This is a genomic window from Vibrio sp. HENC-03 (assembly GCF_000305755.2).
GTDB lineage: Bacteria > Pseudomonadota > Gammaproteobacteria > Enterobacterales > Vibrionaceae > Vibrio > Vibrio owensii.
Genome location: NZ_JH976079.1, coordinates 24,572 through 36,375, shown reverse-complemented (window position 1 = coordinate 36,375; position 11,804 = coordinate 24,572). Strand labels below are relative to the sequence as shown.

General features: G+C 44.4%; 9 protein-coding genes. 3 read left to right on the top strand and 6 right to left on the bottom strand.

From position 1 onward, the window contains the following. Positions 1–600, bottom strand: a complete 600-nt coding sequence (locus tag VCHENC03_RS18225; protein WP_009705248.1) for a hypothetical protein — start codon at positions 598–600, stop codon at positions 1–3. A 619-nt stretch (positions 601–1,219) separates the two neighbouring features. Between VCHENC03_RS18225 and VCHENC03_RS18230 the strand changes: the two genes are divergently transcribed. The 3 genes from VCHENC03_RS18230 to VCHENC03_RS18240 are packed head-to-tail and all read left to right on the top strand — an operon-like array spanning position 1,220 to position 6,426. Next, the gene (locus VCHENC03_RS18230; protein WP_009705247.1) at positions 1,220–2,524 is read left to right on the top strand and encodes a type VI secretion system ImpA family N-terminal domain-containing protein; all 1,305 of its coding nucleotides are present in this window, start codon (positions 1,220–1,222) and stop codon (positions 2,522–2,524) included. A 27-nt stretch (positions 2,525–2,551) separates the two neighbouring features. Next, positions 2,552–5,941, top strand: coding sequence for a type VI secretion system membrane subunit TssM (tssM, locus tag VCHENC03_RS18235; RefSeq protein WP_009705246.1), 3,390 nt, complete (start codon positions 2,552–2,554; stop codon positions 5,939–5,941). A gap of 32 nt (positions 5,942–5,973) precedes the next feature. Continuing rightward, a complete protein-coding gene (locus tag VCHENC03_RS18240) occupies positions 5,974–6,426 on the top strand; it encodes an Lrp/AsnC family transcriptional regulator (RefSeq protein ID WP_009705245.1) in 453 nt (150 codons plus the stop codon). Between the two features lie 136 nt (positions 6,427–6,562). Here VCHENC03_RS18240 and tssG read toward each other — a convergent pair whose 3' ends face one another. From tssG to tssB, 5 genes are all read right to left on the bottom strand, one after another. Continuing rightward, positions 6,563–7,561 carry a type VI secretion system baseplate subunit TssG gene (gene tssG, locus VCHENC03_RS18245; protein WP_009705244.1) on the bottom strand — a complete coding sequence of 333 codons (999 nt, stop codon included), beginning with the start codon at positions 7,559–7,561 and terminating at the stop codon, positions 6,563–6,565. After that, on the bottom strand, positions 7,558–9,306 hold the full coding sequence (tssF, locus tag VCHENC03_RS18250) for a type VI secretion system baseplate subunit TssF (RefSeq protein WP_009705243.1): 1,749 nt from the start codon (positions 9,304–9,306) through the stop codon (positions 7,558–7,560). The genes tssG and tssF overlap by 4 nt, the downstream gene beginning before the upstream one ends. A 10-nt stretch (positions 9,307–9,316) precedes the next feature. Beyond that, complete coding sequence (gene tssE / locus VCHENC03_RS18255; RefSeq protein ID WP_009705242.1) at positions 9,317–9,727, bottom strand: type VI secretion system baseplate subunit TssE; 411 nt, start codon at positions 9,725–9,727, stop codon at positions 9,317–9,319. Positions 9,728–9,788: 61 nt separating this feature from the next. Continuing rightward, positions 9,789–11,264 (bottom strand): type VI secretion system contractile sheath large subunit, encoded by a 1,476-nt coding sequence (tssC, locus tag VCHENC03_RS18260; RefSeq protein ID WP_005437988.1) that lies wholly within the window; start codon positions 11,262–11,264, stop codon positions 9,789–9,791. An 8-nt stretch (positions 11,265–11,272) separates the two neighbouring features. Continuing rightward, complete coding sequence (gene tssB / locus VCHENC03_RS18265; protein WP_005437995.1) at positions 11,273–11,779, bottom strand: type VI secretion system contractile sheath small subunit; 507 nt, start codon at positions 11,777–11,779, stop codon at positions 11,273–11,275. Between the last annotated feature and the right edge of the window lie 25 nt (positions 11,780–11,804).

Below are 11,804 nucleotides of genomic sequence, written 5' to 3'. Positions count from 1 at the left end.
TTAAAATAGTAGGGAAACGGACAGCTCTACTCCACCAATTCCATCATTGACTACTGGAAGAATGTAGGAAGCTTGAGGAATGATCTGGATATGGGCATCTGGGTTGCTACCAAGTTTTATTGCGGTACCAAGAGTAACAACCGCACCAAGTTCAAACTGGTCAATGTCTTCAATGCTTTCGTAACGGTAACCGTCTTGGTCTACTTTCCAACGGTTTGAATACTGCGAATAGCCGAACGAAAGTCCAGCACCGACGTAAGGAGTAAAGATGCTCCAAGAGCTCAGGGCATATTGCGGAACAACACGAAGCTCGTAGTTTGTGACTTCTTGATAAACACCGTTTGAAGGTGCGTCGACATCTTCAGCAAGGTAATTAAGACCCAACCACCAACGCCAGCGATTGTTGTTTTCATCGATAGGACGTGTATGAACTAGACCGTATCGCAACGTGTCTACATCACCGCTAGAACCTTCATCATAGTCAATACTTTCGATTGTCAGCATGTTGACTGAGCCGCCATATCGCTCCCCCTTCGCTAAAGCAAAAGTAGAAAATAGACACATGGCTGAGATTAGCCCAACTTGACTTGGTTTTAGCATTTCGTCCCTCTTTGAAAGCCTTGTAATTATATTCAGGGGCGAAAGATATCAAGTCTCTTTGCTTTTTCAATATGGTAAAAAATAGCCCCATCAAATAAGGCAAATCACCTATAAATAAACGCAATATCACTAGCGATATATTCATAAAAACGGTGAGGGTTATTATGTAAATATAATGAATCTAGCTTAAGTAACTAAATTAGCCAGTTCTTAATTAGAAACACAACCATCACTTAAACAAACAAATGTTAAAGACTTTGATAAGTTTTCACTATTAAAGTATCCTCTAATCAAGGTTGTCTTAATTTTAATAATCTGACATTACTTCAAGTTTTGAACTTTTGTCATAACCACGCTTAATATTAAAAATCTATTAATCTTACTTTTTGTCTCAATTACTGGAATACACATCACCTAAACTAATGCCAAACAAATCAACATAACCAACAATTTTTGTGAACGAATGTCACACTAAGTTAAATTATATTGATTTAGATATTATTTATTATTCAATTTCTTTCTTTTGCCTATAAAATCCCTCAAAAAAAAGATGATAGCAGTGCATTTATAATCATTTGCCAACTGCTACTTTCCATATAATCAGTTGGAATTGGAAAATATGTTTTTCAGCGACTTCACTAGAAGGCCGATCGATGAAAGTAATCCAAGCGGCTCAAACCCTAATGGCTTAGACGATTTTGACGAAATAAAACGTCAAATAAATAACCTTAACAAAGTAACAGGCAGAGTTTCTTGGAAGACAGTTCAAACGCTGTCGAAAAAGATTCTAAGCACTCAAGGCAAAGACTTTCGTTGCAGCTGCTATTTTACGGTTGCAGCAACCTATAATGACGGTTTAAAAGGCCTAGTTGAAGGTTTGAACTCGTTGCTCGACTTATGCGTGGTGTACTGGTACACCGCTTACCCAGAGCATGCTAAAGCGAATGCCCGTATCAGCGCTATCGAATGGATGGTTGAATACACTGAGAAACGGATTAAAAAGCAACGTGCATTACCAGAGGAGCTTCCTCTTATCGAAGCGGCACATCAACTGTGCTTACGCATCGAGGAAGAGTTGCGCCTTCACTACGGAATTAAAGCCCCATCTTTTGGTCGTATCCGTCGTATCTTGAATCAGTGGATTGAAGAGATTAAGGAGGCAAAAGCCAAAGAAGTCATGGCATTAGAGGCGAAGCAACCAAAACCAGAAGTGCAAGCGCCATCAACAGGGATTAAAGTTGAAATCGCCCCTCCACCGAAAGTTGACGCCAAACAACCACCAGCAACGCCACAACCCGAGCCACAGAAATCGAGCCGATGGGTACTCTTGTCTGTGGTTGGTTTGTTAACAGCTGCATTGGCTTCTCACTTTATTTACAAACAGCATCAATACGAAACACTGAAAGATGATATCGAACACGCTTCACTGACAGAACTGACTGATATCGTTAGCTCGTTTAGCGTTGAAAACAAAGATCACCGACTTGCTTTACGTTCAGCGACAGTAGACCGCCTTGATACATTGATGACCGACTGGACACTCGATCCAGTGAAGGTAAGTAAAGTAAACACCATTGATGAACTGACTTATGAGTTGACAGAAATCTACCCAGACTCGTCATCTGCTCAGCAACTTCGTGAGAATTTTTTAGACCAACGTTCTCGTTTCGAAAATGAATTCGATGTCATATACAAACGGTTTGCCTATGCTAGGACGGTATTTGCCAATGTCGCTAAACAGAATTCAGATAAAGACTCGAAGAAAGCGTATGAATACAGTAATTCGCTATTTCCACTTCTAGGTCGAATTGAGTACGCAGAAAAGAACACGCAGCAAAAGGAACTTGAGCGCTCCCTCCTTTTACTGAACACCTACCTATATAAAATTAATCAGCTAAAAACTGCGTCAAACGACAATAAATAACAATACAAGTAAAGAAGTTATAGGCTTATGTTCAAACAAAAAATACTGAGAAACCCGATCGTGGTTTCTACCATAGTGGCTCTGGTTTTAGCCGCGATATTTGCAGCAGTATATTTATTCTTACTCGAAGATGCAGATAAGCTTTATCTATGGGTTGGTCTCGGAGTCATTGCCACCTTTTATCTTATATTCCAGTTTTCACTATGGCTTAAGAAAAAGAACAACTCAAAAGCTCAGCGTCTAGAAACAGAAGAAGAAGCCCTTTCGATGGTTATTCGCCCTCTTCTGTCTAATTCAGGCAAGAAGCCAATCTATCTTATGATTGGTAATAAAGCGTCTGGGCGACGTCAATTCTTGTTTAATTCAAGCGCAATTAAACCAATGGATCGTTCTCGCACTGCAAAAAACGATTTCTTTGAATGGTATGAATCGGACAGCGCGGTTTACGTCAAGCCAGATCAACGTCTCGTGTTCCAAGAGGTTTCAAGCAGCGATGCCTCACTGTGGAATACCTTTGTCGATGAAGTGATTCGTCACCGTCCGAGAAAGCCATTTTCAGGTTGTCTGTTCTTTACCGACTTTGAGTTCATGATTGTTTCTGAACCAGAGCAAAAAGATTACACCATCACGGCCTTATTGCAGCGTTTGAGCTCCATCAGTGAAAAAACCTCTTCAGCATTGCCTGTTTACCTGATGATGTCGAAACTCGACAAGCTGGATGGCTTCAAAGAATACGTGCATTTTAGCTCGCTTAAAACGCGTGTAGAGTTCTTGTCTATCCCTTTGAAAGAAGCAAAAGGTGTCATTACAGAGTATTACCGCGACGGTTACCGCAATCTAGTCAAAGTACTTGAAAGCAATGCATTAGACGCATCAGCAAACTCAACCGATATCGACGAGAAACAAGCAATCCTTGCGTTTCCTAAACAATTTGAACTTTGCCAAGCGGAAATCAGTTATGTACTTGAACGCCTTTGTGACGCGAACAGCGGCGTTTATTCTCTTGATATCCGTGAGATCTTCTTCTGCTCTAGCTTACAAGGTGGTCGCAAGTACAACCTGTTAGCAAAAAGCTGCAGCAATTACTTTAATTTGCCGATCATTGCTTCAGAGCACACACAACTGACAGAAACGCCCTACTTCTCTCGCTTCCTGATTGATTCTCAGATTTTGCCAGAGAGCGATTTTGCCGGTGAGAACAAAACGTACCTGCGTTTGATCCAACGTCAAAGCCATTTGGCTATGTTGGCGTCTGTTATCTTGCTGGCAGGCGGTGCCTACTTCTTTGTTACGACACTAGACAGCAACTTGCGTGTCATCAATCAACTGCTTGGCATAGATGACAAAGGTCAGGTAGAGCAAGAAGCAAGCTTTAACCAGTTATTGGTTAGCGCAACACGTGCAATTCAACCTTCATACAGCGCATGGCTAGAAGGCTCTCGCGCCCTAGACGAAGAAGTCTTGCCGCTGAACATCAGTCGCCTGGACCAAAGCACAAGATTGGCTTACGAAGCTCTGCTCAAAGAAGTCGCACAACAGCTTATGCCCGTTGTAGAGAGAGGTTACCGTCTCGAGTTAACTCACAATCAACATGATATTGCTGCGACGTTGCCATTACTTAAAGGCTACTTGATGCTGAATGACCCATCAAAACGTGACATTCAGTTCTTACGTCGCCAAACACTTCAAACTCTCAACGATTTGAGCGATAAGCCAGATGTTGTTAGCCAAGCAATGCGTTACTTAGATGCCTACTTCCGCACTCAATTTGCACCGGTTGATATCAACATGGACATTGTGCGCGCGACTCGTCGCTCATTACTGGCTAACTCCAATGTAGATCTAGTCTACGCAGGCATTTTGAACCAGGCGGATGCCATTGACCTTGGCACGCTCGATCTTCAACGTGCCGTTGGTTTTGAGTTCAACAACGTGTTTAACGAACCGCTAGACGACAATCGACTTGTGATAGATAAGGTTTACACCTCAACAGGTTTTAGTACCTTCTATCGCCCTCGTGTTGATTTGATGTCACAGCAAGTGATCAGTGATAACTGGGTTTTAGGTTTATCAAACCATGTGATTCCAACCAAGCAAGAGCAGGATGCATTTAAGACTCAGGTTCGTAAGAAATACACCGACGACTACATCAACTACTGGCGTAACGCACTGAGTGAGTTAAAAGTTCAGAACTACAGCAATGTGGGTGACCTGACGAACGCTATCGACCTTATTTCAGGCCCATCTTCGCCAATGACTACCGTGCTGAAGCAAGTTTACGCAAACACGCAGTTCTCTCCTGTTGGCGAAAAGAACGCGTTAATCGCTAAAGTGAACCCGAAACTCGCGGAAGCGGCAGACTCGGCATCAGAAGCAGTAGAAGAAGCCGTACAACCAGATTACTTACTGATGAAGCGCGTTGAGCAAGCTTTCCACTTGTTGAACCAACTTCAAGTTAGTGAAACGCCAAACTCCCCTACTCCATGGGATGAAACCATTACAGCCTTGAGCCGTGTTCGTACTTACATGAAAGACATCGCGGATGCGCCTGATCCACAAATGGCCGCGTTGGCCGCTGCTCAACACCGCATGAACAGCACAGAAGCGGACCCGCTTATCAAACTTAAGCAGATTGCTCAAAAGTCACCAGAGCCGGTACGCAGTTGGTTACTTGATGTGGTTCAGCAAAGCTGGTCAGTGATGATTGCGGAATCAGCAAAAGGCATTCAAACCCAATGGTACAGCGAGATTTACACCAAGTTTAAAGAGCTAGGACTTGGTAAATACCCATTTGATCTAAACGCGACAGAAGAAATCTCGATTGAAGACTTCGAATTGTTGTTTGCATCAGGTGGTTTGTTAGACACGTTTATTCAGAAGAACTTCGCACCGTTCTACGATACAAACTTGTGGACACCGAAACAGGTGGATGGCGAAACAATGCCACTTTCACCTGCCCTATTGGTGCAATTGCGCAATTACAACGTTATCCGCGATACGTTGATCAATAAGAGCACAAACCGAGTTTACATCCCGTTCAGTGCGAAAGTATTAGACCTTGATTCCAGTGCTATCAGAGCCAGTCTGAAAATTTCAGACACTGATATCAACTACTATCACGGTCCGAGCCGAATTCGTGAGATGGAGTGGCCGCCGCAGAACGGTGACTTCAACATTAGTATCACGATCCAAGATGTGACAGACGAGGGCAAGCAGCACGTTCTTAATAAGAGTGGTCAGTGGGCGATATACAGATTGCTAGGTGATTCGACCCTGACAAACACTCATAACGGTAGCTTCGTCAGTGACATAAAAGTGTCTGGGAGGGACTTGAGCCTTCGTATCACTCCTTTGACACAGAAAAACCCATTCACTCTGGCCGAGCTGTATAACTTTACACTCCCAGAGTCGATTTAATAACTATATAAAAACCAGAATAGGCAGAACACATGATTTCAAACATGACTTTACAAGGCTTAGACAAGTTAGACCGCAAAATCCTTTCCAGTCTGTTATCAAACGGACGAGAGTCAATTGCGAATCTATCTAGAAACATCGGTTTGTCTCGTACTGCTGTCGCAGAAAGAATCAATAGGTTGGAAAAGACTGGGATCATCAAGGGCTACACTGCCCAGATCCGAGTCGAAAATGAGGGTCGCAAAGCAGCCAGCTATCTGCTGATCTCTTGTGAAAAGGGCAAGAAAAACGAAGTAACGAGTGCCCTTAAAGAGATTCCAGAGGTACGACTGACGAGCGTTGTGGGTGGTAGCTTCGACATTATTGCTCTTATCGAAGCTCCGGACCTTCAGTCTATTCACCACCTATGTAATGAAATTGAATCTTTCAGCGGAATTCAAAAACTCGACACAACGGTAGTACTCCACCAACCTATCAGTCGATAAGTTATTTGGTTCCCGCCGAACATTCTTTTCAGACTAAAAAGCCGCGAATACATCGCGGCTTTTTTTGTGTTCTTTGTACCTAGCGTTTCTTACGCATCCGTTTCTTATTCATCCATTTCGGAATCATCGCAAAGCATTAGATACTGCCAATCACCCGTATTTTAGCGTCTGCTTCGCTAGGGCTACCTAGCCAAAACGTTTGACCTAAATGGTTCCCTTCCCCATTACCCAATTGGTTATCTGGAATAGAATCAAGGTTAACCGTCAGCTTTAGGTCCCAAGACATCGGGTCACGCAGAATAAAACGCATCAACCCCACCAACGTCTTGTGCAATTCACCATCGTAGGAGAACTGTTTAAACGTCTCAAAATCAATGTTGTCGATGCACAAGTTAAACTTGCCGTTCAAATCCGCAATGCTTTGTCCCAAGTGCAAGCTTTGCCCCAACACACAGTTAGCGCGATTGAGCTTGTTACGCTGGCTTTCAGCGATTTCTACGCGCCTGTAAACCCACTCTTCGATTCGAACGTTCGGCAGTGAAAAGTAATGCGAAACAATACCGGATATCAGCTTAGGAGAGCGTGTACGTGTCGATAACTGGTTAACGTAAGACAGAATCTTCGCTCGGTCCAACTCCGCGACATCACAATCTTGCATCACACCAGACAGACCTGCCAAATGCAGTATCCTTCCCGAGAACGCGTCGCTCGCGCCACTTTGGTATTGCACGTGATAGCGATACTTCTTCCAAACTCGATACAACAAACTGGTGTAGCGGTTATGGAAAAAGTCGAAGAAGTCTTTTACCGGGTTATCATCAGGATCTCGCCCTGCAAGCTTCTCAGTATAAGAGGCTGGCAATGGCGAACTTGAACCATGCAAACCAAGGAAGTTAGTCTCAACACGAGAATACTGCTGCCCGTTTCTTTCCATATGAGTGATAAAGTCCATATCACTCTTCGGAAAGCACAGATTTGGCGATACACTGAACTCAATGCGTTCCTGATGGAAGTATTTGTTCTCACCTACTGCGACAAAATTGGAATTTGGCTCTAGTTGGTAGTGTTTCTCTAGCAAAAGCACCGCTTGGTAGAAGCTAAACTCATTCGACTTATCAGAAAGTGTATTAATCATAGAATCGTCTGCTGTCCGATCAGGCTTGCCCAGTTGTACACTTCGCCAGTGGCTTCATCAAACACTTCCAGTTCAGTAAAGGAGTTCACACTCGAATACAAACGGATGAATTCGTTCAGTACGGTTGCCATCAGGAACATATCGCCTTCATTTACGAAGAACTTAGAGTTGGTCACCAACTTGAATTGGTTACCACGTACAGATACGCCACGGAACACGCGGTCAATGGGTTTCATCTCAGACGAAACAATACCATCGAGTCGGTGAATCGACGCTCGGTGAGCTTGTCTATCGACACGAGAGTGGAAGTCGTATGTCGAGAGCAGCACTTTCAGCACATCGATGTTCGCTAAAGACAAGTAGTTGAGTGACATATTGGCGATCAGCTGCCACTGAAGCTCGCCGTTCACCTGTGGGCTCACCGATTGTGTCGGTTTGGTGATGTTTTTAAATGTCGCATACGTCGGCGATTTGTGGGTCGCATAAGTAATGTCGCCCACTGAAAGGCGTTCAGCCAGATCGGCGTTGCTGCATTGCAGTTTCATCAGTACGGTTTCTGTACCTAAATCCGCAATATCACCATTATGCGTATGGAACGAGATATAGCGCTCTAACCCTCTTCCGCTTACTCGCTCGCCGACTTTTGATTTGTAGAACTCTCGCTTATCACGCTGGTTAATTTGGTGCTCAAACGATTCGAATTCGATTAATGGTTTACGGCGACGCTCGTCTTTGCTCCAACTCTCCACTTGCTCAATCCCATACACTTCATAGTGTTCTTGCGTATTGCTTTGAGGGCGAACTTTATATTCATTACGGCGATGTTCTAAGCGAATTGGATCACCGTCTTTCTCGAACAAGTTAACGGCTGGCGTACAATGCAATCTTAAGTGCTTATCTTTCAAAACCACTTCAGAAGGTAAAGCACGCTTAAAGTGGAATTTGATTTTGACCGTGCTGCGTTGCGGAATGCCTTTTAACCACTCTAAGCCCTTGATGTCGAAGAACATGAACTTATCTGGCAAAGAGAAGAACTCTTGTAGCAAGCGGTAACCTGCGAAGGAGTTTTTGCTGTAAGGCAGCAGTGCTTCGTCTTCTTCATGCCCTACTGGCTTAACGTATTCTGGCCCTAGACGGTGTTTGTAGCCCCCACCAACATCTAGCTCGACGTAATCTAGGTAGCGGAACAACCATAAGAAGACGGTGCGAGTAATGTGAATCTCGCCATGCAAGTGCAAGCGCAACGTATCTAAACCGATACGAGAAAGCTCAAGACCATGTTCCGTCGATAACGTCACATCAATCGCTGAACTGGTGCGGCTGTTGGTTTGTTCGATATTAGTGATCGTGATTGGGTACAGATTCACATCGTAGCAAGTGCGGAACAAACACTGTGTGCCTTCAACTTGTTCACTCGCCATCTCCGCGCCACGTTTCACCACGGTTTTCTCAGTAACACTTCCCGTATGTGGTTTCAGCTCACTGATGCACAAAGACGGAATTGAACGCATGTAATGCGGCCACAGCAGAGTCATTAAAGACTGCGTCAACTCTGGCAGTTCGTCGTCAATCTTTTCACGGATACGTCCGGTCAGAAAAGCAAAACCTTCAAGCAGTCGCTCGACGTCTGGGTCGAAGGTTCCTTCCGACAGAAAGTGAGTTAACTTCGGGTGATATTTGGCAAACTCACTACCCGACTCGCGCAAATACGTGAGTTCATCTTGAAAGTATTTACTGTTACTCAAGTGGCACCTACTAAACGTTAAATTGGCCGTCGGTTCCCATGTAGACATCGATCGACATTGGGACTTTACCGCCGTTATGGGAAACTTCGCCGCGAATACCAAAGCCGAGTTGTAATGGGTTATGGTGATCTTCACGGTAATGAACCTCGACATTAAGCAGTCGCGGTTCAAAGCGTTCTATGGTTGATGTGATGTTTTTTTGAATGTGGCGAACGAGGTTTGTGTTATTGGAAAGCACATCGTTGAAATCTGGCAGGCCGTAGTCATCATCAATCATGGCGTTGCCAGAATGTGTGTTCAATAAGTCGGCAAGGTGCGAATGAATAGACTCAATCAGGTGCTTGTGAGACACCACTTTCTCGTAGCAGTTTTTTGGCTCACCCAATTCAATCCGTTCTAGAAGACGATAACCTTTTTCCATGTTCGGTCCTACGAAAAAAGCAGCCAGTCTTCACTGGCTGCTTGATGGTTTCAATAATGGGTTATTGGTCTAGTTTACCAACTAGAGACAAGTCGAAGCTTGCGCCCATGTACTTGAAGTGAGGACGTACAGACATCGATACTTTGTACCAACCTGGATCGCCTTCTACGTCTGATACCTCTACCTTCGCAGCGCGAAGTGGACGACGACCACGAACTTCCGCTGGCGGGTTCTCCTGGTCAGAAACGTATTGACGGATCCACTTGTTCAGTTCGATTTCTAGGTCTGAACGCTCTTTCCAAGAACCGATTTGCTCACGCTGTAGCACTTTGATGTAGTGCGCCAGACGGTTGATGATGAACATGTAAGGAAGCTGAGTACCTAGCTTGTAGTTCATCTCTGCTTGTTTGCCTTCAGGCGTGTTCGCAAACACTTTTGGTTTTTGAACAGAGTTTGCAGAGAAGAACGCCGCGTTGTCAGAACCTTTACGCATGGTTAGAGCAATGAAGCCCTCTTCCGCTAGTTCGTACTCACGACGGTCAGAAACAAGGATCTCAGTTGGGATCTTAGTTTCGATTTGACCCATTGCTTCAAAGTTGTAAACCGGTAGGTCTTGAACCGCACCACCACTTTGAGGACCAATGATGTTCGGACACCAACGATATTTAGCAAATGACTCACTGATCTTAGACGCCATCGCGTACGCTGAGTTGCCCCATAGGTAGTTGTCGTGGCTGTCTGTTACTTTCTCATCGTAGTCAAACGCCTTAATTGGGTTATCTTCTACAGAGTAAGGTGTACGTAGCATAAAGCGAGACGTACATAGACCTAGGTAACGCGCATCTTCGTGCTCACGCAGACCACGCCATTTCGCGTACTGTGGACCTTCGAATACAGACTTAAGGTCTTTTAGGTTTGGTAGCTCTTCGTAGCTGTCTAGGCCAAAGAATTTAGCCGATGCAGACGTGATGAACGGTGCGTGAGACATTGCGCCCACGTTCGCCATGTATTCCATCAGTTTGATGTCAGGCGTTGATGCTGACATATCAAAATCACAGATTACTGCACCAACAGGTTTACCACCGAATTGGCCGTATTCACGTGTGTAGATCTGCTTGTAAAGACCAGACTTCACCACTTCTGGTGCGTCTTCGAAGTCATCAAGAACTTCATCTTTCTTCGCTGAGATCAATTCAATTTGAATGTTCTCACGGAAGTCAGTGTGATCAACAAGATACTTAAGACCGCGCCACGTTGATTCAACCGCTTGAACTTCTTCGCTGTGAAGAATCGCATCAACTTGGTTCGACAGTTTTTGGTCGATTTCAGAGATCATCAGATCAACCAAAGATTGGTCTACTTTCTCTGTGTTCGAGCTGCTTAGTAGCTCACTGATGAATGCTTCTACGCCGCGTTTTGCAACGTCAAAACCTTCATCACTTGGCTTTAAACGAGTTTCATTAAGAATGCTATCCAGAAGTGAGCCTGATTCAACTAAGGCTGCTTCTTGTTCTGGCGCTTGTGCTTCTGCAGACATGATATCCCTTACTCTTCTTTCGCTTCTTGGTCGGCGCCAATGCTTAGTTCATCCAACAGTTTCTTTCTCGCTTCTTCGTCTTGAAGAACCGATGCGATCTTCTTACGGAACGCAGGAACGTTTCCTAGAGGACCTTTCAGTGCAACCAAGGCTTCGCGAAGTTCAAGCAAGCTGTTTAGCTCAGGTACGCTTTTCGCGATTGCTTCAGGAGAGAAGTCCTTCATGTTTTGGAACGTTAGATCAACGCCGATTTGACCACCTTCTTCTTCAGAAAGACGGTTTTCAACATTAACTTTAACGTTTGGAGACATGCCTTCTAGCACTTCGTTAAAGTTGTCTTTATCGATATTGATTGGAGTACGTTCTTCGATTGGCGTCTCATCTGCACGTGCAGTAAAGTCGCCAACTACCATCATGCTCAGCGGCAGCTCTACGTCGTCTTGCGTATCACCAGTTGCTGGAACATAACGGATATTAATTCGCTCTTTAGGAGCCACCGAGCCGTCACGTGACATAATTAGTTCCTTATTTAACTCTTTA

What these genes read in the sequence shown, in the direction of transcription:
- VCHENC03_RS18225 (WP_009705248.1), bottom strand. Translation starts at nt 600, where the DNA reads ATGCTAAAACCAAGTCAAGTTGGGCTAATCTCAGCCATGTGTCTATTT.
- VCHENC03_RS18230 (WP_009705247.1), top strand. Translation starts at nt 1,220, where the DNA reads ATGTTTTTCAGCGACTTCACTAGAAGGCCGATCGATGAAAGTAATCCA.
- tssM (WP_009705246.1), top strand. Translation starts at nt 2,552, where the DNA reads ATGTTCAAACAAAAAATACTGAGAAACCCGATCGTGGTTTCTACCATA.
- VCHENC03_RS18240 (WP_009705245.1), top strand. Translation starts at nt 5,974, where the DNA reads ATGATTTCAAACATGACTTTACAAGGCTTAGACAAGTTAGACCGCAAA.
- tssG (WP_009705244.1), bottom strand. Translation starts at nt 7,561, where the DNA reads ATGATTAATACACTTTCTGATAAGTCGAATGAGTTTAGCTTCTACCAA.
- tssE (WP_009705242.1), bottom strand. Translation starts at nt 9,727, where the DNA reads ATGGAAAAAGGTTATCGTCTTCTAGAACGGATTGAATTGGGTGAGCCA.
- tssC (WP_005437988.1), bottom strand. Translation starts at nt 11,264, where the DNA reads ATGTCTGCAGAAGCACAAGCGCCAGAACAAGAAGCAGCCTTAGTTGAA.
- tssB (WP_005437995.1), bottom strand. Translation starts at nt 11,779, where the DNA reads ATGTCACGTGACGGCTCGGTGGCTCCTAAAGAGCGAATTAATATCCGT.